This is a genomic window from Hymenobacter sp. B1770 (genome assembly GCF_049896385.1).
Lineage (GTDB): Bacteria > Bacteroidota > Bacteroidia > Cytophagales > Hymenobacteraceae > Hymenobacter.
On record NZ_JAFCUF010000002.1, the window covers coordinates 574169 to 599834 of the forward strand.

20 protein-coding genes are annotated in these 25666 nt (G+C 58.3%); 6 read left to right on the forward strand and 14 right to left on the reverse strand.

Annotated elements, in window-relative coordinates; genetic code table 11:
• Positions 1 to 101 precede the first annotated feature (101 nt).
• Positions 102 to 1289 (forward strand): glycoside hydrolase family 2 TIM barrel-domain containing protein, encoded by a 1188-nt coding sequence (locus ACP7AJ_RS06355; protein ID WP_426059355.1) that lies wholly within the window; start codon positions 102 to 104, stop codon positions 1287 to 1289.
• Between the two features lie 39 nt (positions 1290 to 1328).
• On the opposite strand, the gene ligA is transcribed toward ACP7AJ_RS06355, so the two are convergent.
• The 8 genes from ligA to surE form a co-directional block, all read right to left on the reverse strand.
• Positions 1329 to 3434, reverse strand: coding sequence for an NAD-dependent DNA ligase LigA (gene ligA / locus ACP7AJ_RS06360; protein ID WP_426059356.1), 2106 nt, complete (start codon positions 3432 to 3434; stop codon positions 1329 to 1331).
• Between the two features lie 141 nt (positions 3435 to 3575).
• Positions 3576 to 4196 (reverse strand): DUF4920 domain-containing protein, encoded by a 621-nt coding sequence (locus ACP7AJ_RS06365; RefSeq protein ID WP_426059357.1) that lies wholly within the window; start codon positions 4194 to 4196, stop codon positions 3576 to 3578.
• Positions 4197 to 4289: 93 nt separating this feature from the next.
• On the reverse strand, positions 4290 to 4910 hold the full coding sequence (locus tag ACP7AJ_RS06370) for a hypothetical protein (RefSeq protein WP_426059358.1): 621 nt from the start codon (positions 4908 to 4910) through the stop codon (positions 4290 to 4292).
• A 162-nt stretch (positions 4911 to 5072) separates the two neighbouring features.
• The gene (locus tag ACP7AJ_RS06375; RefSeq protein ID WP_426059359.1) at positions 5073 to 5792 is read right to left on the reverse strand and encodes a hypothetical protein; all 720 of its coding nucleotides are present in this window, start codon (positions 5790 to 5792) and stop codon (positions 5073 to 5075) included.
• A 47-nt stretch (positions 5793 to 5839) separates the two neighbouring features.
• Entirely contained in the window at positions 5840 to 7561 is a 1722-nt protein-coding gene (locus ACP7AJ_RS06380) for a S8 family serine peptidase (protein ID WP_426059360.1), read from the reverse strand.
• A gap of 445 nt (positions 7562 to 8006) precedes the next feature.
• Positions 8007 to 9467: a M20/M25/M40 family metallo-hydrolase gene (locus ACP7AJ_RS06385; protein ID WP_426059361.1), complete on the reverse strand. Its 1461-nt coding sequence runs from the start codon at positions 9465 to 9467 to the stop codon at positions 8007 to 8009.
• Between the two features lie 725 nt (positions 9468 to 10192).
• Entirely contained in the window at positions 10193 to 10714 is a 522-nt protein-coding gene (locus ACP7AJ_RS06390; RefSeq protein ID WP_426059362.1) for a SixA phosphatase family protein, read from the reverse strand.
• A 61-nt stretch (positions 10715 to 10775) separates the two neighbouring features.
• Complete coding sequence (gene surE / locus ACP7AJ_RS06395; RefSeq protein ID WP_426059363.1) at positions 10776 to 11633, reverse strand: 5'/3'-nucleotidase SurE; 858 nt, start codon at positions 11631 to 11633, stop codon at positions 10776 to 10778.
• 159 nt (positions 11634 to 11792) lie between these two features.
• Between surE and ACP7AJ_RS06400 the strand changes: the two genes are divergently transcribed.
• The 3 genes from ACP7AJ_RS06400 to ACP7AJ_RS06410 all read left to right on the forward strand — a co-directional run bounded on the left by ACP7AJ_RS06400 (position 11793) and on the right by ACP7AJ_RS06410 (position 15341).
• Entirely contained in the window at positions 11793 to 12218 is a 426-nt protein-coding gene (locus ACP7AJ_RS06400) for a DoxX family protein (RefSeq protein WP_426059364.1), read from the forward strand.
• Positions 12219 to 12441: 223 nt separating this feature from the next.
• On the forward strand, positions 12442 to 14205 hold the full coding sequence (locus tag ACP7AJ_RS06405; RefSeq protein ID WP_426059365.1) for a M14 family zinc carboxypeptidase: 1764 nt from the start codon (positions 12442 to 12444) through the stop codon (positions 14203 to 14205).
• 302 nt (positions 14206 to 14507) lie between these two features.
• Complete coding sequence (locus tag ACP7AJ_RS06410) at positions 14508 to 15341, forward strand: alpha/beta fold hydrolase (protein WP_426059366.1); 834 nt, start codon at positions 14508 to 14510, stop codon at positions 15339 to 15341.
• Positions 15342 to 15505: 164 nt separating this feature from the next.
• Here ACP7AJ_RS06410 and ACP7AJ_RS06415 read toward each other — a convergent pair whose 3' ends face one another.
• Entirely contained in the window at positions 15506 to 17026 is a 1521-nt protein-coding gene (locus tag ACP7AJ_RS06415; RefSeq protein WP_426059367.1) for a sigma 54-interacting transcriptional regulator, read from the reverse strand.
• 411 nt (positions 17027 to 17437) lie between these two features.
• Between ACP7AJ_RS06415 and ACP7AJ_RS06420 the strand changes: the two genes are divergently transcribed.
• Positions 17438 to 18478 carry a hypothetical protein gene (locus ACP7AJ_RS06420; protein WP_426059368.1) on the forward strand — a complete coding sequence of 347 codons (1041 nt, stop codon included), beginning with the start codon at positions 17438 to 17440 and terminating at the stop codon, positions 18476 to 18478.
• Positions 18479 to 18547: 69 nt separating this feature from the next.
• On the opposite strand, the gene ACP7AJ_RS06425 is transcribed toward ACP7AJ_RS06420, so the two are convergent.
• Positions 18548 to 19654, reverse strand: coding sequence for a vWA domain-containing protein (locus ACP7AJ_RS06425; protein ID WP_426059369.1), 1107 nt, complete (start codon positions 19652 to 19654; stop codon positions 18548 to 18550).
• A gap of 204 nt (positions 19655 to 19858) precedes the next feature.
• Here ACP7AJ_RS06425 and ACP7AJ_RS06430 point away from each other — a divergent pair, with 204 nt between their 5' ends.
• Complete coding sequence (locus ACP7AJ_RS06430) at positions 19859 to 20140, forward strand: DUF427 domain-containing protein (protein ID WP_426059370.1); 282 nt, start codon at positions 19859 to 19861, stop codon at positions 20138 to 20140.
• A 162-nt stretch (positions 20141 to 20302) separates the two neighbouring features.
• Here the strand turns inward: ACP7AJ_RS06430 and ACP7AJ_RS06435 are convergent, their stop codons facing one another.
• The 4 genes from ACP7AJ_RS06435 to ACP7AJ_RS06450 all read right to left on the reverse strand — a co-directional run bounded on the left by ACP7AJ_RS06435 (position 20303) and on the right by ACP7AJ_RS06450 (position 25577).
• The gene (locus ACP7AJ_RS06435) at positions 20303 to 21283 is read right to left on the reverse strand and encodes an acyl-ACP desaturase (protein ID WP_426059371.1); all 981 of its coding nucleotides are present in this window, start codon (positions 21281 to 21283) and stop codon (positions 20303 to 20305) included.
• A gap of 174 nt (positions 21284 to 21457) precedes the next feature.
• Positions 21458 to 23161 (reverse strand): hypothetical protein, encoded by a 1704-nt coding sequence (locus tag ACP7AJ_RS06440; RefSeq protein ID WP_426059372.1) that lies wholly within the window; start codon positions 23159 to 23161, stop codon positions 21458 to 21460.
• Positions 23162 to 23263: 102 nt separating this feature from the next.
• The gene (locus tag ACP7AJ_RS06445) at positions 23264 to 24244 is read right to left on the reverse strand and encodes a glycosyltransferase (RefSeq protein WP_426059373.1); all 981 of its coding nucleotides are present in this window, start codon (positions 24242 to 24244) and stop codon (positions 23264 to 23266) included.
• A gap of 43 nt (positions 24245 to 24287) precedes the next feature.
• The gene (locus ACP7AJ_RS06450) at positions 24288 to 25577 is read right to left on the reverse strand and encodes a hypothetical protein (RefSeq protein WP_426059374.1); all 1290 of its coding nucleotides are present in this window, start codon (positions 25575 to 25577) and stop codon (positions 24288 to 24290) included.
• Positions 25578 to 25666: the final 89 nt, after the last annotated feature.

Below are 25666 nucleotides of genomic sequence, written 5' to 3' on the forward strand. Positions count from 1 at the left end.
GGACAACATTACTCGGGGCCTACTTGCTGGTAATGCTGGCAAGCTGTGGAGGTTCAACGACTGGTTCAATTGATGAACTTCCAAAAGCCAGTGTGCGAGTAGTGAAAACGCCCCAAGGATTCAAGCTGGAACGCAATGGGAAACCCTTCAGACTTCGCGGCGCGGGTGGTACTCAGTATTATGACCGCCTTAAGGAGGCCGGCGGAAATACAGTCCGGCTGTGGAGCGCCGAATATGCCGGGCCCCTACTCGATGAAGCCCACCGCAACGGCCTTACCGTCATGCTGGGCCTTTGGCTCGAGCCCGAGGGCAAGAGCATTGATTACTACGACCGCACTTCGGTGCAAGCCCAACTCCAGCGGTTACGGGAGCAAGTGCTACGCTTCCGACATCACCCAGCCCTGCTGATGTGGAACGTGGGCAATGAGTTAGACTTGGCTAAACCGAATCCGGAACTGTACAGCGCTATGAACGAAGTAGCACTTATGATACGCGAGCTCGACCCCGCCCACCTCATTACCACTTCTTTAGCTAACCCCGCCTCGGCCTCTTTTGTCGTACGCTGGGCCCCAGCAATTGACATTATATCCATCAACTCGTATGCGGGGTTTGGTGACTTGCCCGCGAAAATTCGCGAGACTACTTGGACTGGTCCATACATAGTTACGGAGTTTGGGCCCATGGGGTATTGGGAGGCTGATAAAAGCCCTTGGGGCGCCCCACGCGAGCAAAGCAGTGCCCAAAAAGCAGCATTCACTGCAGTCCGATACCGCCAGACGGTTATTGCCGATTCGAACCGCTGCCTTGGTTCCTATGTGTTTTTTTGGGGTAGAAAATTTGAAAAAACATCCTCGTGGTTTAGCCTTTTCAACGAAAAAGGAGAAAAAACCTTGCTCGTGGACAGCATGCGGTACTTATGGTCTGGTAAGCGGCCTGCCAATTTTTCTCCCTCCGTTGTTCGCCTGGAGCTGGCCGGACAGCGCGATGGCAATTTTCCACGGCTAAGCCCCAATACCAGCTACCCGCTTTCCGCTATTGCCACCGACCCTGATGGTGACGCTTTGACTGCAGTATGGGAACTGTGGCCTGAGTTAGCGCCCGAGTCCGATGCAGAAGAAAGAACGGAGGCCCTATCAGGCTACATCAGCCACGCCACGGCTCAGGGGGCCACCTTGCGCACGCCCATGAAGCCCGGCGCTTACCGCTTACTCCTGACGGTTCATGATGGGCACAGAGGCATTGGGACTGCCAACATTCCTTTTTTCTGCGGGTCGGAAACCGACCTTTAGAAAGTTGGCTTAGTCACAGCAAGCTTAAGAACCCGTTGTTTATCCAAACAGCTCACCCCGGTTGCCAGGGTTTACCACCGACACCACCGGAGCAAGCAGGCTATCAGTCGCAGCCTCGTCCGGAGCAGGCAGCAGCGCCATAAGCTCGGTTTCGGAGATGATGGGCACTTTGAAGCCCAGGGCTTTTTCCCGCTTGGCTGGTCCCATGTTGTCGCCGGCCACCAAGTAGCTCAGCTTCTTGCTGATGGAGCCGGTAATCTTGCCACCATTGGAAATAATGAGCTGTTGAAGCTCATCGCGGCTATGTTGCTCAAAAACGCCGGAGATGACGAAGGTTAGGCCTGCCAAACGGTCGGAAGCCGGCACGGGCGCTTCGCCGGTCACGGCAAGCTGCACCCCGGCCTGGCGCAGTCGCTCAATTATTTCCCGGTTTTCGGGCTGGCGCAACCAGTGGGAGGCCGCTACGGCTATCACCCCTCCTACTTCTGGTACGGCCGCCATTTCTTCGGCTGAAGCTGCCATCAGCGCATCGATGGTGCGGTAGTGAGCTGCCAGTTTCTGGGCCACGGTTTCGCCCACGTAGCGAATGCCCAGACCGAAGAGTACGCGGGGGAAGGGCACCTGCTTGCTGGCCTCGATGCCGGCGAGCAGGTTGTCGATGCTCTTTTGGCCCATGCGCTCCAGCGTCACCAGTTCGGGGCGGCGGGCGGGCAGGTCGTAGATGTCGGCGGGCGTGTTTACCAGCCCTAGGTCGAAGAAGCGCCCCACGGTTTCGGCACCTAGGCCGTCAATGTTAAGAGCTTTGCGCGAGACGTAGTGCTCTAGCCGGGCCTTGAGTTGGGGGGGGCAGCCACGCTCATTGGGGCAACGGAAGTGAGCCTCGCCCTCGGGGCGCACCAGTGCGGTGCCGCAGGCCGGGCACTCGGTGGGGTACTCAATGGGAGTGGCCTCGGCCGAACGGGCACTGAGGTCAACCCCTGTGATTTTGGGAATAATTTCGCCGCCCTTTTCCACGTACACCATATCGCCGAGGCGCAGGTCAAGCAACTCAATCTGGTTGGCATTGTGCAGGGTGGCGCGCTTCACCACGGTGCCGGCCAGTGGCACGGGCGTGAGCATGGCCACTGGCGTCACCGCCCCGGTCCGGCCCACGTTGTAGATGACTTCGTTGAGACGGGTCCGGGCCGCTTCGGCCGGGTACTTATAGGCAATGGCCCAGCGGGGACTTTTGGCCGTGTAACCCAGCTGGTCTTGCTGCCGCAAGTCGTCTACTTTAATGACGATGCCATCGGTAGCGACGGGCAGCTCAAACCGCTGCTTGGCCCATTGATGCACAAAATCGAGCACCTCAGCAATATTAGCGCAGCGGCGCCAAGTGTCCGACACCGGCAGGCCGTAGCGCGTAAGCGCTTCGAGAGCGGCGCTGTGGCTGAGGAAGTGCCGGCCCGGCGTGAGCAGCGAGTACGCATAAAAGCGCAGCTTGCGAGCTGCCACCAAAGTGGAATTCTGTAGCTTGAGAGTACCGCTGGTTGCGTTGCGAGGGTTCGCGAGCAACGGCTCCCCGTTTTGCTCGCGCTCGGCATTCAGCTCGTCGAACACGGGCAGGGGCATAAACACTTCGCCGCGCACTTCGAAGTCTTCGGGCCGGCCCAGGCCGGGGCGCAGGGCCAGCGGCAGCGTGCGGATGGTACGCACGTTGGCCGTCACCACATCGCCACGGGTGCCGTCGCCGCGGGTCACGCCCTGGGTTAGCTCGCCGTGCTCGTAACGCAGACTCATGGCGACGCCATCGATTTTCAATTCGCAGACATAGCTGTAAGGCGCCCCTTCCAGGCCGCGCTGTACCCGCTCGTCGAACTCCCGCAGGTCGTCTTCGGAATAGGTGTTGCCCAGGCTGAGCATGGGAAAGCGGTGAGCCGCCGTGGGAAACTGCTTGGTGATGGTGCCGCCAACCCGCCGCGTGGGCGAATTGGGCAGGGCCAGGTCGGGGTACTCGGTTTCAAGCTGCTGCAACTCGGCCAGCAGCTGGTCAAACTCTTGGTCGGAGACTTCCGAAATATCGAGCTGGTAATACTGATGGTTGAGGTGGTGCAGCCGCTCGGTGAGGGCCAGAATGCGTTGCTGAACAGCGGAAGAATCGGACATGAGCAGGAAGCCGGGGGTGGCCAGGCGGGTCGTGGTAACTAATGGCGCAAGCTACGCCAACGCTTTAAAAAGATTTTTAAAACGAAAAAGGCCACCTCAGCGGGTGGCCTTTCTACTACTTTCAGGGTCAATGGCTAATGCCTACTCCTGTACCAAAACACCGTCGGCCATAAAAGTAAGCTGTTGCTCGTCGTTAGTGATGGCGGCAACTTCCTTCTCTGACTTACCAGCGTCGCGGAGGTAATGTTGCTGGTCGGCAGCGCTCACCTTGCTGCGGTGGGCCCAGCCGCTTACTACCACGTTGCGGCCACTGAGGTTCTTGGGAACAAAAAACGCATAGTCCTTGAATCGCACGCGCATTTCTTTGCCATCGGCGGTGGGCAGGGTCATCCAGCAGCCCTTCACCTGGCACACGGCTTTTGCCTTGCCTACCAGCTTCATCCGGGCCGAGTCACGGTTGCCTAGGGCCGTGCTCAGGGCACTCATGGGCACGGCTCCGGCCAGGGTAATGGCCGCCCCGTAGGTTTGCCCAGGTACAGCGGCGGGGACGCGGGTGCTGGGCCCTTCGCCTTCTTCGGCTTCTCCCTCTTCCGGGGCCGTGGTGTTTTCTTCACTGCCAGGGGGCACTTCGGCATTGTGCCCGTTTACTTCAACCTGCGCTTCCTCCACAGGCAGCACCGGGTTAATGGGGGCTGAGGGTACGAAACGGATGTAGAGCAAAATGGCGACTAACACGCCAACGAATGAAAGGAAAAACTTCATAACCCGAAAATCTAAAAATTATGCTTGAATTTAAAAAAAGCCAGCCATCAAAGCAAGTCTACAACTCCTCACCTTGAGGAAGCATCCACCCAATTAGTGATTAATAACTACGGCTTTGCGCAGCTTGCGCACATACGCTACCCGGCGCTCGCCCCCTCCTGCACCGACGTAATCGAAGCCTACAATGGTGGGGTCTTCACGTAGAGCAACCCAGGTTTTGGTGTCCAGTTCAGCGGGCTGCTGGGCATCGGCGGGTACGGCGGGCTGGCTGAAGCGGCCATCGGCAAAGAAGTTGTTCATGCCCTGCAGAATGGCAATTTCCTTTTCCCGGATGGTGGCAGCCTGAGGGTCGCTGAGGGCTTTTTCGCTGAGCAGAGCACGAGCCGGCAATACCTCATGGCGCAGGGTGTCGCCAGTGCTGCTGGTCACAATAAAGTGCGCTTGGGCCGAAAGCACGCGGGCTCCGCGCAGCTGCAGAATAAAGTTGTCCTTGGTTTTGGGGTCCGAGAAGGAATGGGTTCGGCTCACAGTGTTGAGCACGGTTTTGCTTCCGACCCGGGTCCGGTCCCCGGCCACGGGGGGCTTATAGGTGGTGCGCGGGTCGACGGTGGAGCTGCTCACTTCGCGCTCGGTGCTTACGCAGGACGCAAGCTGCAACGAAAGGCTGGCCGCCACTAGGGCCAAGCCAGCGAGTTTAAGGGAAGAGGTTTTCATGATAAGGAGGCACAGGCAACAAGGAAGTTGCCACACGAAGGTAAGGTGGGAAAATGCGCGCATACTTACATGCTGCTAGGCAAGTACAGAAAGTAGCGTCAGCAAACAATGATTTTTACGAAAAAGCCTCAGCAATGGGTTTGCAAAAGCGCGGGCTTGCTGCTAGAACAAACCTATTTCCAGACCTAGCTCCCACCGGGGCAGTTCGGGCCATTGGGCATAGCTGCCGCCGAAAGCCGATGTAACCCGGTAGCGGCCCACCAGCGCATAACGGTCGGCACCGAGACGGGCCCCCACGCCTCCCGTCCAGCGCCGCAGATACGACAGCCCGCGCTCGGTCGTTTCAACGGAACGAATGCCTGCCGAGGGCTCGTCTTCGGTCACGTGGTTGGTAGCGGCCACCCAACCGCCGCCGGCCAGCAGGTCGAGGTAATTGCCGACGGTGTTGCCCCGTCGGCCCACGTTCAGGCGCAGGCTGGCCTCGGAATACACCTGGTGCATGCCGAGACGTTCGCGGCGGTGCAGGTCGGGCGTGGGCACAACCTTCTGGCCGTTCTGCGCCAACTCGTAGCGCAGGTAGGCATAGCCTAGGTCTAGGTTGAGCGCCAGGGCCTGGGTGAAGCGAAACTTCATGCGTCCGCCCACGCGCATATCGGCCGAGGCCAGGCCGTAGCGGACCCCGGCCCCGGTACCAGCCGGGCCCGCCACCCATCCGTAGCCCGCGTAGAGATGGCCAAAATAGTTGCGGTTGGCCCCAAACATGGTTTTCACCGTGTCATCGGCCACGTTGGCTTGCACCAGCACTTGCTGGGCTGCAACCACTTGGGGCAGCGTGGACAAACCGGCAACGGCCAGGGCTAGCCCAGCCACTTTCTTGGGCATACGAAGGTGGAGAGAAGAAAGCCTAGTGGTAGCTGCGTATGAATTCATCATTCCGAATACGTCCCGGTGTAGCCCTTAAAGTACACTTTCAGCACATCGCCTTTCTGCAGCAGGCGGCGCGGCACTTGCACCACCAACCGCTGGGTGACGGCGCGGGTCTCGTAGCGACGGAGCACACCGCGGCGGTCGGCGAGGTTCCAGTAGAGGTAGGCCGGGTAGTGGGGTTCGGGCAAAGGGGCCAGGGGCGGGCCGCCAGCCGTGGCGGGCTGCTCGCGGCCCACGGGTGGCACGGGGGTTTCGGCCGAGGCTTTGGGCTCGGACAGCTCCGAGGTTACCTGGGCCGCCGCTTCGCCCTGCTCCACCATCAGCGGCAGCATTTCGGCGGGGCGCATCGCAGCTTCGGAGCGGATGACAATGGCTATCAGGCTGTCATGCTGCACAAAATCAAAAGTTGGCGTAAGCGCAGCGGTTGGTTTGGGGCCAGGCTTGGGCACAAAGTGCTGGTAGCGGGGGCGCCCGTACCCGTGGGCATAATCAAAATAGGGGAAAAGCTCAGCTGACTTTTCCATGCCCTTGAACAGTTGCATGGCCGTTAGTTGGCGGTTCTTTTGCCAAAGGCACGCGGCAAACCCCGCCACCAGCGGTGCCGAAAACGAGGTACCCTCCAGCCGCTCGTAGCCCTTGGGCGTGGTGGTGAGCACAATGCCAAAGGCCGCCAGGTTGGGTTTGGCGCGGCGGTCGGCGGTGGGGCCGTAGGAGCTAAACTCGGCGTGCAGGCCCGTTTCGGGGTCGAGCCCGCCAATGGCCAGCACCGAGTCGGCATCAGCGGGCGTGCCGATGCGCAACCAGTCGTTGTCGCCGTCATTGCCAGCGGCGCTCACCACCAATATGCCCTTGCGAGCGGCCAGGTTGGCCGCGCGGGAAATAAGGCTGCGGTGTCCGTTCATCTGCTCTGGAAAGTAGCGCTGCTCGGTGTAGGCCAGCGAAGAATTGATGATGTCGACCCCTAGCTTGTCGGCCCATTCCACGGCGGCCAGCCAGGCTTCTTCCTCGGCGTAGCGCTCCCGGCCCAGCTGCTCGGTGCGGGCCAACAGGTACTCGGCCGCGGGCGCCAGGCCCAGGGCCGGGCCGGGCACGCCGCCCAGGCCCGCGGGCAGGCGGCCAGCCAAACAACCCATTACCTCGATGCCGTGGCTACCGGTCTGATAAACGTTGTCGCGGTTTTTCAGAAAATCGTGGGTAGCGACGATGCGCTTGCTCTTCACCAGTTCCTGAAAAGCGGGGTGTTCGGGCAGGCCGCGGAAGCCAACGTCGAACACCGCAATGCGAAGGCCGCGGCCATCTAGACCATCGGCGCGTAGGGCTGCGCCATCGAGGTGGGCCGTCTGGCGGCGGGCCAGCAAGTAGTCATTGGCCGATATTAGTTTGGCTGGGGGCTCAAGAGGTTGAAGCGCGGCAGTGGGCACCGGCCTGCGAGATGCCAAGGCGCCGCTGGCCTGAGGCCAAGCCTCTACGGCCACCACCCCGGGCAGGCTCCGCAGCACTGCTGCCTGCGCCGGCGTAGCCCGGCAGGCCACGGCGTTGAACCAGCGGCTGACCAGCGTCACGGTATCAGCCACGGCCGTAATGCCGGCCAGGTAGTCGGCACGCACTGGCAGGTCGCTGGCTTCAAAGGCCGGAAGCTGCTGGCGCGCCCGCCGGGCCTGGGCTTGCGGCGTGAAGTACCGGGCAGGGTCGAACCGAACGCCTTTCTTGTCACTCAGCCTCACCCAGTACCGGTCCGTTTGGGCAGCCTGGCTGCGACTGCTTTGCGCAGCGGCATGCGTTGCAACCCCGGACAGCAGCCCAAGCCCCCACAAAAGACAAGCCCAATAGCTATTCAAAAGACTAGTTTCTAAATAATAAATCAGAAAAAAAAGAGCATCGAGCAGCCCAAGCGAGCCTGAGGTTAAAAGAGATGCCAAGCATCGCAAGTCGCTGGCCACAATCGTGCAACGGCCAAGTGCAAGCTGCTCCGCATTGCATAGCGGCTAACCGGCTGAACTTCTTAACTCAGGCACCAGTCTAAAACCTTAATGCTTATGCATTGCTCTTGGCCTTACTTTTTACCGCTACCAAGCCCTAAATACGGTGGCAACTGCCACCCTACGCTGCTACTTTAAGCCCCAAAACCGGCCCCTGCAACAACGGGGCTGCAGGGGCCGGCTCGTTACGTTATAAACCGTACTTGCTGAGCAGGTAGATAAGCGAGGCCATGCTGGCCCCGCCCAGTTCCAGTTCGCGGCGGTTCACCTTGTCAAAGGTGTCGGCGGCGGTGTGGTGAATGTCGAAGTAGCGCTGCGAGTCGCAGTCGTAGCCGATGAGGGCCTTGGGCTTTACAGCCTCTTTGAGCGGGCCGATGTCGGTGCCGCCGTGCCCGACCGTAATGCTAGAGGCATGGTATGGCTGCAGGAGCGGGCCCCACTTGGCCAGCTTGGCTACCACGGCCGGCTCGGCCTCCACGTTGAAGCCGCGGGGCGTGAACCCTCCCCCATCCGACTCAATCGCGGCGAGGTGATTTTCCTTATTTGCAGCCGCCAGCCGGGCATATTCGATGCCGCCGCGGTTGCCGTTTTCTTCGTTCATAAAGAGCACTGCGCGCACGGTGCGCTCGGGTCTGAAACCGGTGGCGCGGAGCAAGCGCAGGGCTTCCATGCTTTGAACCACGCCAGTTCCGTCGTCGTGGGCTCCTTCGGCAAGGTCCCAGGAGTCGAGGTGGCCGCCCACAGTGATAATTTCATTGGGCAGCTTCGAGCCTTTGATTTCCCCCACCACGTTGTAGCTTTTTTCATCGGGCAGGGTCTTGCATGCCATCTCCAGCTCAAACTGGAGGTCGGGGCTGGCTTTGAGCAGCAGGCTCAGGCGTTCGGCAGCCAGGGTGCTCAGGGCCGCTCCGGGCACTTTGGGCACGGCGGGGTCGTAGGCCATGGTGCCGGTGTGCGGGTTGTCGTCGCGGGCGCTGGTGAGCGAGCGCACCAAAGCGCCCACGGCCCCGCGCTTGGCAGCCTCAATGGCCCCGCTGCGGCGCTGGTCGCCGGCACGGCCATAGGCTATGCCGGGCTCAATCAAGGCATCATCGAAGGGGCGGTTATAGAACACAAATTTGCCTTTCACGGCCTCATCAGGCAGGCTTTTCAGTTCGTCGAAGCTTTTGACTTCCACTACCCCGGCCTTCAGCTTGCCGTTGGTGCCCACCGAGCCACCCAGGGCGCACACTGCTACTTTGATGCTTTTGTCCTTGTTGCCCACGATTTCGCCGCGCTCCTTAGGCCCACGCACCCAGTGCGGCACCATTACCTCTTGCAGGTACACCCGGTCGAAGCCAGCTTTTTCCATGGTCAGTTTGCCCCACTCCACAGCCTGCTGGGCCTGGGGCGACCCTGCCAGCCGGCCGCCAATGGTGCCGGTGAGGTAGCGCAGGTTTTCGTAGCTCTGGCCGCGCAGCAAGGCTTCATCAAATATTTTGCGCAGAGCCAGGGAATCGGCTTGGTCGACCCGATTGGCCGTGGCCTTCTCGGTGCTCACTTTGGTCGTTTTGGTGGCACGCTGTGCGTGCGCAGGCACTAGGCCAGCCAGCACGGCCAAGGCAGCCAGGGCAGAACGGCGACACCAAGCCGCAGAAGTATTACGATTCATAAAGTAAAAGTTGATGCTCCAAACATGGGGCTTAGCACGAAAGTACGCGGCCCTATGCTCCCGGGGTTTATCGTTAGCCCCGGTTGCCCCTGGGCAAACGCTGATGAGTTCACCAGTAGGTAATAAGGTATGCTTGTTAAAAAGGCAGATAAAAGCAGATTGAACTCATTTTGAAACAGTAAAGAAGAGCTCAGCAGGATGAAGCCTCTTTCTGTCTACTTACAAAGTAAGCTACAATCCAAAAAGCGCTTCGGAAGAAGCCAGCGACTAATATTGTGTCATCTGTATCACGGAGCAGCCAGAGTAGGGCTTTAAGAAGAAGGCTGTCTTAACCACTACCTCCACTCACAAGCAGGTGTCAGCTTCACAAAGACTTTCTGGTTTTCAAATCAATAAATAGATAGCATTACCATTTAGTAATGAGCGGGAAATAACATACTGTTCAAGTAATAGCTGAGGCATATTTCAGCCATCAGCATTAATGATTCAGTTACAAGTGCAGTCTCAGTAGAAACACGCGGGGAACAGTTCGGCTAGACCATAGGAGGCCGTATTGCAGTCGTCGAATGGCTTGGACTGAGGCTAACGTGGCACCGCTTTATCTTTCGGCAACGGGAGTTCCTACAGGCTGCTGAGCTGCTCCCTAACACAGACAGAGAGGCCGAAATCGGGGCAGGCCAAGCAAGCAAAGCTCCAGAGCGTGTTTCAGGTCGCGAAGTGCGCTTCTACCGGGAGCCGTACTGCATCACTTTCACCGTGGGCGCGGTGCCATCCGCAATGCGCACCTCGAACAGGTAGCTATACTCCTCGTCTTTAATTTCACTAAGCGGCGCCTGGGCACCCAGGGACGTTACCAGCGGCAGGAGGGTGTTGGAATGGCCCACTACCACCACGGTTTTGCCGACGTAGTTGCGCCGGATTTGCTCGGCCAGCGCAGCCGGCGCGTCGTACACCTGAGGCATGAGCTTAGTGGCGGCGGCCAGGGGCGCCAGCGTGGCGCGGGTGCGCTTGGTGTCGGTGGTGAAAAGGGCGGCCGGTTTAACACGGCGCAGCTGCTGGTGCAGCGCGCGGGCGCGGGCTTCGCCGACAGGCGTAAGCAGCGGGTCGGCCAAGCCGGGGGTCAGGTCCTTTTCGGCGTGGCGCATGATGTAGACCGTGGTGACGGGTGGCTTAGCAGCGGGACGGGCCGCCGCCACAGCCAGAAGACCGGCCAGAAATATTATCCAACGAAAACCTATGGAGCGCATGATGAAAGAGAGAAATGTGGTGTTGCCGCAAGGCCTGAAAACCGGGCGGTGCGTTGCAGGCCTAGGGATTGGCTGGGCCATAGTCTTCCGGCAACACAGGCTGGGGCGGGTTGACCACGGCGTTGGCTTCGGGCAGGGGCATGCTCCAAGCGGCGCTCATGGTTTCGAGGCCGCGGTAAGCAGTAAGGTCGAACTGGCAGGGCACTACCGATAGGTAGTTATTGGCCAGGGCCCATTCGTCGGTGTCGGTGCCGTGGTCGAGGTTCACGAACGAGCCAATCAGCCAGAAGTACGGGCGGCGGTACGGGTCTTGGCGCTCGTCAAATTCTTCCTGCCACTTGCCCTGCGCCTGCCGTGCCAGACGGATACCGGCAATGCCCTGGGGCGAGTTTTTGGGAATGTTTACGTTCAGGGCCGTTCCGGCAGGGATGCCGTGGTCAAGGGCGTGGCGGCAAATCTGTGTTACCCACTCGGCCACGTGCGAGAAATCGGCCTGCACACCGTATTCGCACAGCGAAAAGCCGATGGCCGGCAGCCCTTCAATCGCAGCTTCAATAGCCGCCGACATCGTGCCTGAATACAATACGTTTACTGAAGCGTTGGAACCGTGGTTGATGCCCGAAACTACCAAATCGGGCGTGCGGCCCTTCAGAATGTGGTGCTTGGCGATTTTTACGCAGTCGGCCGGGGTGCCCGAGCACTGGTAGGCTTCCACGTCGGGCCCGAAAACAGGATTGTTCTCGATGCGCAGCGGCTCGCCGATGGTGATGGCATGCCCCATGCCCGACTGCGGCGAATCGGGCGCTACCACCACTACTTCGGCGCCCAGGGCCTGCACAATGCTGACCAGATGGCGAATGCCAGGAGCGGTGATACCATCGTCGTTGGAAACCAGAATAAGCGGGCGAGAAGCTGTCATGAAAGCAAAGAAAAGGAGGGCAAAGGTGAGGCCGGCCACAAAGGTAGGCTCCTCGCCTACCGCTTTCCTCCCCGAATTGTTTCGCCGCCATCGCGGCCCCTTTTTAGCGGCGCTTGCGTAATTAGGCACTTCAATCATCCCTCACCTTCACCGGCCCCCATGAATCTTACCAACCGCTACCGTTACCATGACCTGGGTTTATTGCTGTTGCGCGTTGGCCTCGGCGTAATGTTTATGGTGCACGGCTACCCCAAACTAGTGGGCGGCCCAGCGGCATGGGCAGGTGTAGGCGGTGTGATGAAAACGATGGGACTGGGCTTCGCTCCAGCGTTTTGGGGCTTCCTGGCGGCTATTGCTGAGTTTGTCGGCGGGCTCCTGCTGGCCCTGGGACTGTGGTTTCGGTTGGCGTGCCTGGGCTTGCTCATTACCATGATAATGGCCACGGTGATGCACGTGAGCAAGGGCGATGGGTTTAGTGGTTACTCGCACGCGCTGGAATCGGCGTTTGTGTTTTTGGGGCTGCTGTTCGCCGGGCCCGGCCGCTACAGCCTCGATGAGCGGCTGTACGGTAGCCGCCTCCGGTAGCCTGTGAGTGGCAGGGGTGATTAGGCTTTCTCCTTTATTAGAAGGTTAATATTTTCGCTTTCTAATGGACGCAGATGGCTGAGTTAGTTGAACTAAAGGTCGGCGGGGCCAAAGTGAGCCTGACGAGTTTGCCTGACGGCGCGGACGGCGCAACCACCCCAGCCGCCGCTTCCACGGCGGCGTCCCCTCCTTACTAAGGAGAGGAGTGTGTTCTTTTGCACCTATGATTCCTCTTCTTTTTGCCTCGCTGATGGCCCTCGCTCCTACCCCACCCGCACCTGCCCTGGAATGGCGCACGCCGTTTGAAGTTGGTGGGGGCAACACCACGGCCACCTACGCCGAGTGCATTGCCTTTTATCAAAAGCTGACGGCCGCATACCCCAAGCAACTGCACATGGCCGAAGCCGGGCCCACCGATTCGGGCCAGCCGCTGCACGAGGTGGTGCTCTCGTCCGACGGCGACGCCGACCCCGCCAGCAGCCGGCAAAAGAATCGCCGCGTACTTTTTATTCAAAATGGTATTCACCCCGGAGAGCCCGAGGGCATCGACGCCAGCATGATGCTGGCCCGCGACCTGGTGCAGCAACCCAAGCTCCGGAAGCTACTCGACGGCTTGACGGTGGTGGTGGTGCCGGTGTACAACGTGGACGGCATGCTCAACCGCAATTCCACCACCCGGGTGAACCAAAACGGGCCGGTTGCTTACGGCTTCCGCGGCAACGCCCGTCACCTCGACCTGAACCGCGACTACATCAAGCAAGACTCGCACAATGCCCGCTCGTTTGCGGCGCTGTTTCAGAAGTGGCAGCCCGATATTTTTGTTGAAACTCACACTTCCAACGGCGCCGATTACCAATACACCATCACGCTCATTGCCACCCAGCACAGCAAGCTGGCCCCGGCCCTGGGCACCTATCTGCAAAAGCAGCTGCTGCCGGCGCTGTACCAAGGCATGGAGAAAAAGAAGTGGCCCATGACGCCCTACGTGGACTTTGAGGGCCAAACGCCCGAGAGCGGCCTACGCGCCTTTCTGGAAACCCCGCGCTACTCTACCGGCTACGCGGCTCTGTTCAACACCATCGGCTTCATGCCCGAGACGCACATGTTGAAAGCTTTTGCACCCCGCGTGCACTCCACCTACGACTTCCTGAAAACAATGCTCGAAACCGTGGGGCAGCAGTCGGCCGCACTAGCAGCGGCCCGGGCCGCTGCCAACACCGCCCTGGTCAACCAGACCACATTCCCCCTGACCTGGACCCTCGACGAGACCCAGCACGAAACCGTGCAGTTTCGCGGCTACGAAGGCAAAACCAAACTGAGCGAAGTAAGCGGCCAGCCTCGCCTCTACTACGACCGCGCAGCCCCGTTTATTCGGCCCGTAAAGTACTTTAATACCTACCAGCCGGCTGCCACCGCCCGCCGACCCACAGCCTACCTTATTCCGCAGGCCTGGGGCGAAGTGGCCGAACGGCTGCGGCGCAACGGCGCCACCTTGGTGCCACTGGCGCAGGACGTAACTGTGCCAGCAGAGGTATATTACCTGGAAGACTATAAGACCAGCCCACGCGCCTACGAAGGCCACTACCTGCACAGCCAGGTGAAAGTGCGGCCCGTGGCCGAAACCGTCACCTACCACCGGGGCGACTTTGTGGTGTACCTGACCGATAAGGCGCCTATTCGCTACCTCATGGAAACCCTGGAGCCACAGGCCACCGACTCTTTTTTCGCCTGGGGCTTTTTTGACAGCGTGCTGCAGCAAAAAGAGCATTTCTCCAACTATGTGTTCGAAGACCTGGCCGCCGACCTGCTGCGCCGCGACCCTCAGTTGCGCGAGCGACTTGAGCAGCAAAAGAAACAGGACCCTGCCTTCGCCAGCAACGGCGCCGCCCAACTAGAATGGGTGTACGTGAACTCGCCCCACCACGAGGCTGGCTTCAACCGCTACCCCGTGGCCCGGTGGCTGGGCGAGGGCGAGCTAAAACCGTGAGGTAGCAGTTCTTGAATAGGCAAAAAGGCGGTCATGCTGAGCGGAGCCGAAGCATCTTTACCACGCAAGTAACTGATTTACTCTTGCGGTAGAGATGCTTCGGCTCCGCTCAGCATGACGTTCTCCTGGTATCACGCCTTATTCGGACAGCTTCTTCATATGTTAACCTTCTGCTTCTGAAGCATTACGTCCCGAGGCCCTGTCTGGTCAGGTGCCTGCGCAGGCAATAATCTTGTGCGCTCTTCCATCATCGTTCGACGGTGCCCTTGCGTACATCCTTCCATAACCTCAACTACCCTATTATGGAAATGCATCACATTCGGCTTGGTAAAGGCAAGCCTTTGCTGCTCATACATGGCATTGGCGGAAGCTGGCGCTCGTGGAACACGGTCCTGGACGGCCTGTCGGCCAAGCGGGAAGTCATAGCGCTCGACTTGCCAGGCCATGGCCAAACGCCGAAGCTGGATGGCGAAAATTCCTTTTATACCCTTGCCGATGCGGTCGAAGCGTGGCTGCACGCCAACAACCTGGTTGGGGTAGACTGCGTGGGGTCGTCCATGGGGGCTCGACTGGTACTGGAGCTGGCCCGCCGCGGGGTGCTGGGCGCCGTGGTTTCGCTCGACCCCGGCGGGTTCTGGGAAGGCTGGCAGGTTCCGTTCTTCTACTACTCGGTGGCGGGTTCCATTCGGCTGGTGCGCCTGTTGCAGCCCCTGATGCCCGCCATCACCGGCAGCGCCGTGGGCCGCACCGTGCTCATGGCACAGTTTTCGGCCAGGCCCTGGAAAATCCCGGCCGATGTCGCATTCACAGAGATGCGCACTTTTGCCTGCACCACCAACTTCGACGAGTTGTTGAAGCACCTCGCCTATGGCCCAAAGCAGGAAGGGGTGCCCCGTGGCAGCCTCCAGCACCCGCTGGTTATTGGCTGGGGCCGGCAAGACCGGGTGCTGCCGCCCAGCCAAGCTCCCCGCGCCGCGGCAGCTTTCCCCGATGGTTTTCTGTATTGGTTCGAGAATTGCGGCCACTTCCCTCACTGGGACCAGCCTGAGGAAACCATACAGCTCATCCTTTCGGTTACGAGTCAATCTCGCTCTTTCGTAGCCGATTGGCATGGTGCCGTGACCACCGGCTTTTAGTTACCGTATGCGCCGGGTCGGGCCGCCCTATGAGGTCCGACCCGCGGTCTCGCCTCAGATAAATAACTTCATAGGCTACTGCCTCAGTGGAGCAAGCCCAAACATAAAAAAGCCCCGTGCATCAATTAATGCGCGGGGCTTTTTGTGTTCAGACAAACCGCTGGTTAGCGGCGGCGACGCGGCTTTTCGTCTTCTTCCTCATCATCGTCATCACCAAAGGTCGGCATGGTGAACATCGATGACAGCAGGTCTTTGAATTGCGCGCCCGACGTGAGGCGGTTGCGTGAAATCAGGCTGTGCTCGGCCAAGCCGTGCAGCAGGAACTCCATCAAAAAATAGGTGTGCTCAGGCGTCTCGTTGGGATGCAGTTCGGTCACGATGTCGCGCAGGCCGGGCACTTGGTCCAGGGCCTTGCGGTAGTCTGCGGTGCTGGTGTCGTGCAGCAAGTCCAGCGTGTTGCCGTTGCCGAACCATTCCTGTACCGTTTTGTAAGGCGAAGGGCGGTTTTTGAGCTTCTTGGACTTGTCGGGGTTGGGGAAGAACTGCAGGAACAGGGTACGTACGGCCTTGCCCATGAGCTTCTCGGCCACAATGCCAGCTCCCTCCTGCTCGCCTTCATACACCAGCTCGACTTTGCCCGTAATAGCGGGCACCGCCGAGATGAAGTCGCCGATGCGCACATAGGTATTCTTTTCGCCATTGACCAAGGCGCGACGCTCGGCTCCGGCAATCACCTGCTCGTAGGCCGAGATAGTAAGGCGGGCCGATACGCCCGACTTAGCATCCACGAACTCGGAACCGCGGGCCTCCACCGCTACTTGCTCCACCAAGTCGTGCACCACTTCGTTGCTGGTCACCATGCCTTTCTGCTCGTCTTTGATGCGGGCTTCCTGCTTGGTGATGCGCTTACCGATTTCGATGGACTTGGGATAGTGCGTTATAATCTGGGCGTCAATCCGGTCCTTCAGCGGCGTCACAATGCTGCCACGGTTGGTGTAGTCCTCGGGGTTGGCCGTGAACACAAACTGTATATCGAGTGGCAGCCGCACCTTAAAGCCCCGAATCTGAATGTCGCCTTCCTGAAGAATATTGAACAGTGACACCTGAATGCGGGCCTGCAAGTCGGGCAATTCGTTAATCACGAAAATGCCGCGGTGCGCCCGCGGAATCAGGCCGAAGTGAATTACCCGTTCGTCGCTATAGGGCAGCTTAAGCGTAGCCGCTTTGATAGGGTCAGCGTCGCCGATGAGGTCGGCTACCGACACGTCGGGCGTGGCCAGCTTCTCGGTGTAGCGCTCGTCGCGGTGCAGCCAAGCCACGGGGGTGTCGTCGCCGTGCTCGGCAATAAGGTTTTTGGCGAATACCGACAGCGGCTGCAAGGGGTCGTCGTTGAGTTCGGCGCCGGCCACTACGGGCATGTACTCGTCGAGCAGATTGATGAGCAGGCGCGCAATGCGGGTTTTGGCTTGGCCGCGCAGGCCGAGTAGGTTGATGTGGTGCCCGGCTAGTATGGCGCGCTGCAAGTCCGGAATCACGGTTTCGTCGTAGCCGTAAATGCCGGGGAAAACTTCCTCTTTGTTGCGCAGCTTGTTAATTAGGTTTTCCCGCAATTCGGCTTTTACGCTGCGGGACTTATAACCACTGGCGCGGAGCTGGCCCAGGGTTTGGATGGTTTCGTGTGTCATTAATTGATAAACCGCTTGAGGGCGCTTGAGGTTCAGGTGAGGTGAGCGAATAAGACGTGCTTTTACGCCATTTAGCGGCAAGCACTACCTCGGTACACTATTAGCGCAAATTGGTAACACATTGCCAAATAAACGGAAGGGGTCGCTGAGCCCGAATATGTGCTTTGCTATTTATCAAAAAACTCCTTTTTTTTAATATTGGCTATACAACCATTTTGCTGTTGAATTGCCGCATTTTCAGCCTCGCCAGCCAAGCTGAACGATACAAATTAACCTTTAGCCCTTGAGTAATGAGTATTTGAATAATTACTTAGTAAAAGGATTATGGTTAGTCTCTAACAGTATTAACTTTGACTCCTTTATAGCTTTGCCATATTAATACAAAATTCATCTTTTACCACTTATCCCAGAATGAATAAAACTTTTTACACTACTTGTCTATTGGTAGCCGGGTTAATCGTTGCTGGTCCTGCTACTGCACAGCACCAAGCTTTGTATCAAATAACTGGTCAGTCTAACAATAACAGATACACGGTTCCTAATAGCAAATACACAGTTCCGCTTACATCTCCATTGCACGTTCTGCTACCTGTGCCTATGAACGAATTAGCAAGTCAGAAGATGTTTAAGAAAGCAGTTGACCACGCTGGCTATCTGGCTGAGGTGGCTACTAAGCGGGCTGCCTTAGAAGAGGCCGCTAAGCACTGGCACTTGTCGCCGGTTTCATTCGTTACCATGGCTGAGTATGAGGCACTCAAGTATGATAAGCAAGCTTCACACTTAGTAATTGAAATAGGAACCAAAGAAATAGTTCAGGAAAATTATGATGGCAGGCGGCATACGCAGGTTACATTCAATGTACCCTCTTTGAATTTGTCCCTACTTGGCAATACAGGTATTATCAGTTCTGGTGCTCTACTTGAAAAACATGAGCCAGTTAATTCGGTTTTGCTATGCTATCAGATGTATTATCCGTTCTCTCGGCAATTCTGGCAAGAAATTTACCCCAGCACTGAGCCAATAGCTGGTGTACAGCAATTACAATCTTACATAAAGCAGCGCGCTAAGGGCCAAAGCCATTGGGAAGTTAAAAATTCAACCAAGGAGAACCTTGGTAAAAGCGAAACGTTGCTACAAGGCAAGACACTTCTCCTGGCCCAGCATCAGCTTTCGAAGAGCCTAACTGAAAGTAAGCTCGCAAAGGTTTATCCCTACCCTGTGAAGGTAGCAGACAAAGCTACATTTGATTCTGCCATCACCAATGCAAATTCCAAGTATCTGTACGTGAGATATGTAACGATAGATAGTGAGAACGGCTATCAGTTACTTGACGCTGGTTCAGGAGAAGTAATCGGCTATAGCGGTTTTCATGCTACGCATACCTATGATATTGGTTATGTGCAAGACGACGACCTTAAGCAACTCGTGAAAACAGCGACTAAAAAAAATTAATCTTCTGGCTACCGTAGTACGAAAATAAAAAGCCCTCTCCTACTTGTCGTAAGAAAGGGCTTATTATTTCTACAAGCTCTTGCGTCGGTTCTTCTTGTAGTCTTCAAATACCAAATGACCCAAACCCTTGAGGCCTGAATAGTAGGCCTTGCCCTGGTTCACCTCCGTGAACTCCTCCACAAACTTCTGCAAATACGGGTCAGAAGTAATCATGAACGTGGTGATGGGGATTTTCACGCGGCGGGCGGCAGCAGCTAGGTTAAGCGTTTTGTTCACCACCTTGCGGTCGAGGCCGAAGGAGTTTTTGTAGTAACCACCGGGCTCTTTCAGGCAGGTAGGTTTGCCGTCGGTAATCATGAAAATCTGCTTGTTGGGCGTCTTGCGCTTGCGGAGCAGGTCCATGGCCAGTTCCAGGCCCGCCACAGTGTTGGTGTGGTAGGGCCCCACCTGCAGGTAAGGCAAGTCCTTCACCTCAATCTGCCAGGCGTCGTTGCCGAACACGATGACGTCGAGAAAATCTTTGGGGTACTTCTGCTTCACCAACTCGGCCAGGGCCATCGCTACCTTCTTGGCCGGCGTGATGCGGTCTTCGCCGTAGAGAATCATGGAGTGCGAGATGTCTATCATCAGCACGGTGCTGGTTTGCGACTTATGCTCGTTTTCGCGCACCTCCAGGTCGCCCTCGGTTAGCATAAAGCTGTCGCCTTCCATGCCGTGATTGAGCTGGGCGTTGCGAATGGACTCGGTCATCTGGATGGACTCCAGCGAGTCGCCGAAGCGGAACTCACGCAGGTCGGTGCTTTGCTCGTCTCCCTGCCCGGTGTGGGGTGTGCGGTGGTTGCCGGTGCTGCTTTTTTTTAGCTTGCCAAAAATCTCTTCCAGCGCCGACTTGCGAATACCCTGCTCGGTTTTGGGCGTAATCTTAAACTCACCCTTTTCCTGTTCGTTTTCATCGATGTAACCTTTCTTCTTCAGGTCATCGATGAAATTGCCCATGCCGTAGTTGTCGTCGGTGAGGCCGTACTGCTTATCGAGCTCATTGAGCCACTGCAGGGCCTCGCCCACGTCGCCGGAGGTGATGGTAACCAGCTGCATGAACAGCTTAAATAAGGACTCAAAGCCCTTTTCGGGCTGGTCTTCGGGCACAAAATCGCGGAATCGGAAGCCAACGGCCATAATATCAGTGAACAGTTATCTGGTAGCAATTAACAATACCCGGGCTTATAATACCTGTACCTATTGGCCGGTTGCTGCGCCCGAAAACAACGGCGAGGGGGGCAATGTTCAATTGTGGGACCTGCGCGGTTCGCTTTGGTTGACCATTAGCACTGCCCGGCCCCGCAATCCTTCACAACCAAGCCGATACTTCGCACCAAACCCATGAAAGCTATTTGGAATAACACCGTCGTGGCCGAGAGCAACGACACGGTAGTAGTCGAAAATAACCACTACTTCCCCGCCGACTCAATCAAGCAGGAGTTTTTCGAAGACAGCATTGCCCACACTTCATGCCCCTGGAAAGGCCAAGCTAGCTACTACTCCCTACGCGTGAACGGCGAACAAAACAAAGACGCTGCCTGGTACTACCCCGAGCCCAAAGACGCCGCCCAAGAAATCAAAGGCCGCGTGGCGTTTTGGAAGGGCGTGAAAATTGAGAAGTAACCCGTTAGATAATCGATAAAAAAGAACGTCATGCTGAGCTTGCCAAAGCATCTCTACCGCGTAACTAATTTGTTTTAGTGTTGCGGTAGAAATGCTTCGGCAAGCTCAGCATGACGTTCTTTTTTATAACGCTGCTTGAACTCTTGAGCCAGCGGATGCTGCCTAGCTAATCCACTTGAACTTGTATTCCAGCTTAGGCACTGGCATGCGGTCGGCTACGCGGCGCAGGCGGTTGGGCAGCGCCATGATGTAGTCGCGAGCTTTTTCGGCCTGGCCGTTCAGGTCGGTGATGTGCTCGATTTTCCAGTCTTTGATGAGCGAGTCAAGAATGTCGGTGTAGTCGGCGCTGGTGTACACGCCGATGCGCTGAGCGGCGTCGGTAAAGTGACCGAACGTCTTGCCCATCTCGATGCCCATTTCGCGCATGTAGTGGGCTGGCATCACAATTTTCTTGCGCATCATGTCTTCGAAGGCCAGCATCATTTCGCTGGGGTCAACTTCGAATATTTTACTAACAAACGTCTTGTACACGCGGGCGTGACGATTCTCGTCGCCGGCAATCATGCCGCAGATTTTCGAGAGCTGGTCTTCGCCGGCGGTGCGGGCAAGCTGGCCCACGCGGCGGTGTGAAATGTTGGTTGCCTGCTCCTGATAGCTCGTGTATACGAAAGCGCGGTAGGGGTCGTGCGCGGTACCCAGGTCAAAGCCGTCGTTGATGAGGTACTGGGTGCTCACTTCAAATTCGCGCATGTTTACGCGGCCTGAGAGATAGAGGTAGCGGTTGAGCAAGTCGCCGTGGCGGTTTTCTTCGGCGGTCCAGCCCCTAATCCACTGCGCCCAGCCGTTGTCGGGGTCGCGGTTCAGGTCGTCGAGTTCGTGAAACCAGGCTTCGTAGTTGGGTAGGGCTTCCTCGGTGATGGTGTCGCCGATGAGCACGGCCAGCAGGTCATAGCTCAGGTTTTGAGACTTTTCGCGCAGTTCCTTTACTTGGTCAAAAAACGAATCGAGTCGCGAGTCGGGCAGAAAGTCGGCAGGCTGCCAGCTGTCTTCCACACTCTTGAGGAAGGAGCTCATGTTATCTTTCAAAAAGCCCTCCATGTGCTGGAGAACTTCGGCGCGGGAAGTCATGGTGGAAGAGAGCATAGGATGTGGCAGGTGAGCGTGAATAATGTAAGGAGAACCGCTTTTGCCGGGGCAAAGGTCCGCGGTGAGAGCAATGGCCCGGGTATAAAATTATGGCATTACTGGAATGCCGCATTTCTATTCTACTCCCTTGGTTTACGCAAGCGGAGGCTTGTAGGTAGTCGAGCTTGGCTTTTAACGAAAAACCACCTGATGATAATGTAGGGAAGTGTCGGCTGCCAGCGCCTGCATCGGCACGAATACGGGGGTCGAGTGTGCGTCTGTATCAAAACGAAAACGACGAGTTAGCCAGTGAGCGGTTTCGCGCGTTAGCAGCCACTGAGTACTGGGGGCATGGCGCGCGAGCTGGCGCAGGCATTCGATGGGTTGTGGGGAACCGCTCAGCTCTCGAAAAAGCCCTGCCTGTGAAGGGTCGTGCGATTGCCAGCCCGAGAGCATTACAACGGGTCCCCGCCCTGGGGAATAAATTTTGAACGGAGACAGGCTTTTAAGTAAGTCGCTGGTGCCAGCCATTACCCGAACGCGCCCGCGGGCACCCGCCGGTGAGGAGTAGCCGCGTATCTGACGCAACGCCAGTTCGTGCTGTTTGCGCTCCTGTTGCAGCACGTGATAGCGGTGCAGGTTTTTGGCTCCGTAAAGCACCACTACCAACATGCCGAGCCCCACTCCTACCCGGCGAGCAGCAAGCGACCCGGGCAGGAAAAAATCAACCTTTTGCGTGACATTGGCTTGGCTGGATTTTTTATAGCCTGGAGCGAAAAAGCGGGTCGTACGGCACCAGAAAATCAGATTGGTTATCAACCAAAAATCAAGAATGGGCAGAGCAATTCGAGGGGGCAGTTTGAGCAGTCCCGCAAAAGCAAGGAGTGTGGCTCCAAACCCGATTTGTACAAGCCAAAAACCAGCTGTTCCCTTCTTCCGGCGAAGCGTTCCGAACACGACTGCGGCCAGCGCTAAAAGCACAGGAAAATAATCGCGCGCCACCAAGCCTGCGCGCAGGCGAAGCTTGGTCGGCAACTCGCGGCCCCAAAAATCGGCCGGCTCAAAATGATAGGCCCGCTGTAGCATCGCATTGTTTACCAGGGTGGCATCACCCAGTATCCACTGTTCCACTGCCGCCGTGCCCAAACTGTCGGCGGGGGTGCGCGGCGTCGGGCGCAGCTGGTTGAAATCGAGGATGCGGGCCAAGTATTTATCACGCTGCTGCATCTGGGCTGCGTCATCCGTTTGCAGGGCGCCCAGCACTACCGTGGCCAGGCCCAAGCCCAACGCCGCCGCGGCCAGTACCGGCACCAAGCGCCGCCAGTTTTCAGCCAGCAACAGTGCGGCCGGAACAGCGAGGCCAAACCCGAGCATGGCGAGGCTGGGCCGGATGAGCCAGGCGGCGCCGAGCCCGAGCACGCCCAGCACCACCGCACTTCGGCTGCCAGGCCGCTGCGCCGCAAACAACACCACCGCCCCAGCCAGCAGAATACCCACCCGGACGTGGCTAAACCACAGCCAGTGCTCGAGCCAGGCTAGGAAGAAGAAGGCGACTAAGGCCAGCACCAGTGCCCACGGCCTCAGGTAGGGCCGCAGCAACCTATCCAGCACCGCAAAGGTGAGCATGGTGGCCCCCATCAATAGGCTCGCATTCAGCAGCCCTAGCCAGGGCACATGGGGCGCGGACGTATAGGCGGCGGCCAGCGCGTGCCCGTAGCCGTGGAAAAACAAGGGAAGCGAAACAACCGGCTTCCCTGCCAACACCCCCGAGAACAGCCAGGCAAAAGAGGTGTCGTCGCTGGTTTCGTAATAGCTCCCCAGTGTAGCCAACGTTGCCAGCACGAGCACCAAAGGCAGCAGCAGCACGCGGCTCAGAATGGCTAAACGGGAAGGCATCGTCACGGAGGCAGCGGGAAATTAGGCTCCCGACAAGTAAACCTCGGAAGCGGAAAGGGTTTAGATTAACCCGATAAATGAGAAAGGCGCGAGGAACCTGCCTTAAAAATGTACTCCTTGGGCATCCAGAGAAAACTGAAGCGCCAAACGACTCACGGCAGCCAAAGTTAGGTCTAGCAGCGCTGGGCGGCTCGTCTGGCGCAGTATTTTAAAAAGCTCCTGTACTTCGGCAAAGCGGCGCCGACGCATAGCCTGCCGCATCTCCCAGCGCACTCGGGTGGCTAGGGCAGCACGCTCATTGTCCGTGCTGACCCGGGCCAGGGCTTTTTCGCACACGCGAATGGTGGATGCCAGGTAGGGGTCGTACCGCTGGTAGGCCCGGCTGCTCATGCTGCGCGGATGCTTGCGCTTGCGGGTGGTCACGGCGTCGAGGAACAGAAACTGCCAATCGCGGCTGGCGCGCACCCAGAAGTCGAAGTCTTCGTAGGCCAGCGTTTCGTCGTAGCCGCCCAACTCGGCGAGGCAGGCGCGGCGCATCATCATAGTAGGTGTGCTGATAAAATAGCGCCGCAACACCTCGGCAAAAACCCAGCCGGTGGCTGGTGGCGGCACGAGCGCACCGGTAGGCCCTGGGCGGTGGTGCAGGCCCAGCAAAGTGCCGTCTTCGGCTATGATTTCGGCATTAGAATACACCACGCCCACCCTTGAGTCGGCAGCGCGAAAGGCTGCTACTTGCTGGGACACCCGCTCGGGCAGCAGCACGTCGTCGGTGGCAAAATCAATTAGAAACTCGCCGTGGCTTTGCCGAAAGGCGGCGTTGAAGGCCCGGCAATTGCCCAGGTTTTCGGAAACCAGCAACAGGTGCCACTCCGGATGCTGCGCTGCGTATTCGCGCAGAATGTCGGGACTGCCATCGGTGCTGGCATCGTCCACGAGCCACACTTCCAGGTGCGGATACGTCTGGCTAAGTATGGAATCCAGCGCTTCCCGCAGGAAGGAGGCGTGGTTGTGGCACAGCGCCACAATGGTAACCGTGACGGCGCTTGCCGAAGCAGTTGGGACTAAAGAGGAAGAGCTGGACATGAGACTACAGCGGCAAATGAAGTGAAGAAAAGCTCCTGGCGCTTCACTTATCGTTCTTCATTCCCACTTGATAAGCCACGCAGGCCAGCAGCAGCAAGCCGTAGCGGCCGGCGTGGGCCAGCACCGCGCCCTCTAGCCCAAACCTGGGCAACAGCACTGCCAGCAGCCCAGCAAACACCATGGCCGAGCCAGCTTGCACGGCCACATACCGACCGGTGCGCGCCCTCACCGTGAGTTGAAAAATGAATATCCAGCTCAGAAACTTGGCCCAGTCGCCTAGCAGCTGGGGCGCCAGAAAATCGCGCGCGCCAAGCAGCTGCGGAGCAAAAAGCAGCGGCAGCAGCCAGTTACGACAGGCAAAAATCAACCCCAGGCCCACCGCCAGCACCGGGGCCAGCAGCCCCAGCACTCCGCGCAGGTAGTTCCGTGAGGCTCGGGGCTGCCCAGCCAGTGCCGCCAGCCGCGGATAAAACACGCTGCTCATCACGGCCGCAAACACCATGGTGTAGTTGTCAGACAGCTTGGCCACGGCCTGCCACAAGTCGGTGCGGGCCGGTCCATAAGTGCCGAGAAGGTAGTCGCGCAGCACGTAGTCTACGGCTTTGCCAAAAAGCAGCGTGCTCACGGCCATCAGCAAAAACTGGCTGAGCCGACGCAGGGCCACACGGCTAATGGGGCCGGCAGGCCGTAGGTGCCGCAACAAGCCGGCGCGCGCCGCCAGCCCCAGGGCGGGCAATACCGTGAGCCCCTGCGCCAGCAAATACGCCAGCAGCACTACGTGCAGGGGCAGCTTCTGCAGCAAGGCTAGTGCCGCCGCGCCTGTGCTCAGCACTGCCAGCATTACCGACAAACCAATGTAAGCCCGCAGTCGGCCAGCAGCCAGCAGCGCGGCTCCCAGTAAGCCCTGAGCCGTAAGCAGGGCGATGCCCGTCATAAATACGCCCATGCTACCCCACCCCCAGTCCAGTAGGCCGCGACTCGCCAGCACTGCGCCACCCAGCAGCAGGGCCGCGGCATTCAAGGCCGCGGCAGCGCCTAGCCACAGGCGGTACCGGGCGCTTCCCGGCTGCAGCGGCGCGAGGTACTTTACCAGTCCCACCTGCACCCCCTCGCTGGGCAAGGTGGTGAGCAAGGCCATCAGGTTCTGAAACTGCGCGAACAGCGTGAGCCCACCCGCTGGGGCATACACCGCAAACAGCTTATTTAGAATCAGAGCGCCCGCAGCCCGGGCGCCCACCGCCACGCCTGCCCCCAACGACCCACGCACGAAGCCGCGCCATACCGGGGCTGGCGCAGGTGGTTTGGGGGACGGGGCCGGCGAACTAGACGTCACGAAGGGTGAGCAGAAATGAAGTTATTGGTCGTAAAGAACGGTACGGCTGGTGGTCTCGCCGCCCGCCTTTTTCTCCCACGTTTTTCACT

Excerpts from the sequence above, each read along its gene's own strand:
- ligA (WP_426059356.1), bottom strand. The coding sequence starts at position 3,434 with ATGTCCGATTCTTCCGCTGTTCAGCAACGCATTCTGGCCCTCACCGAG.
- ACP7AJ_RS06365 (WP_426059357.1), bottom strand. The coding sequence starts at position 4,196 with ATGAAGTTTTTCCTTTCATTCGTTGGCGTGTTAGTCGCCATTTTGCTC.
- ACP7AJ_RS06370 (WP_426059358.1), bottom strand. The coding sequence starts at position 4,910 with ATGAAAACCTCTTCCCTTAAACTCGCTGGCTTGGCCCTAGTGGCGGCC.
- ACP7AJ_RS06375 (WP_426059359.1), bottom strand. The coding sequence starts at position 5,792 with ATGCCCAAGAAAGTGGCTGGGCTAGCCCTGGCCGTTGCCGGTTTGTCC.
- ACP7AJ_RS06385 (WP_426059361.1), bottom strand. The coding sequence starts at position 9,467 with ATGAATCGTAATACTTCTGCGGCTTGGTGTCGCCGTTCTGCCCTGGCT.
- ACP7AJ_RS06390 (WP_426059362.1), bottom strand. The coding sequence starts at position 10,714 with ATGCGCTCCATAGGTTTTCGTTGGATAATATTTCTGGCCGGTCTTCTG.
- surE (WP_426059363.1), bottom strand. The coding sequence starts at position 11,633 with ATGACAGCTTCTCGCCCGCTTATTCTGGTTTCCAACGACGATGGTATC.
- ACP7AJ_RS06400 (WP_426059364.1), top strand. The coding sequence starts at position 11,793 with ATGAATCTTACCAACCGCTACCGTTACCATGACCTGGGTTTATTGCTG.
- ACP7AJ_RS06405 (WP_426059365.1), top strand. The coding sequence starts at position 12,442 with ATGATTCCTCTTCTTTTTGCCTCGCTGATGGCCCTCGCTCCTACCCCA.
- ACP7AJ_RS06410 (WP_426059366.1), top strand. The coding sequence starts at position 14,508 with ATGGAAATGCATCACATTCGGCTTGGTAAAGGCAAGCCTTTGCTGCTC.
- ACP7AJ_RS06415 (WP_426059367.1), bottom strand. The coding sequence starts at position 17,026 with ATGACACACGAAACCATCCAAACCCTGGGCCAGCTCCGCGCCAGTGGT.
- ACP7AJ_RS06420 (WP_426059368.1), top strand. The coding sequence starts at position 17,438 with ATGAATAAAACTTTTTACACTACTTGTCTATTGGTAGCCGGGTTAATC.
- ACP7AJ_RS06425 (WP_426059369.1), bottom strand. The coding sequence starts at position 19,654 with ATGGCCGTTGGCTTCCGATTCCGCGATTTTGTGCCCGAAGACCAGCCC.
- ACP7AJ_RS06430 (WP_426059370.1), top strand. The coding sequence starts at position 19,859 with ATGAAAGCTATTTGGAATAACACCGTCGTGGCCGAGAGCAACGACACG.
- ACP7AJ_RS06435 (WP_426059371.1), bottom strand. The coding sequence starts at position 21,283 with ATGCTCTCTTCCACCATGACTTCCCGCGCCGAAGTTCTCCAGCACATG.
- ACP7AJ_RS06440 (WP_426059372.1), bottom strand. The coding sequence starts at position 23,161 with ATGCCTTCCCGTTTAGCCATTCTGAGCCGCGTGCTGCTGCTGCCTTTG.
- ACP7AJ_RS06445 (WP_426059373.1), bottom strand. The coding sequence starts at position 24,244 with ATGTCCAGCTCTTCCTCTTTAGTCCCAACTGCTTCGGCAAGCGCCGTC.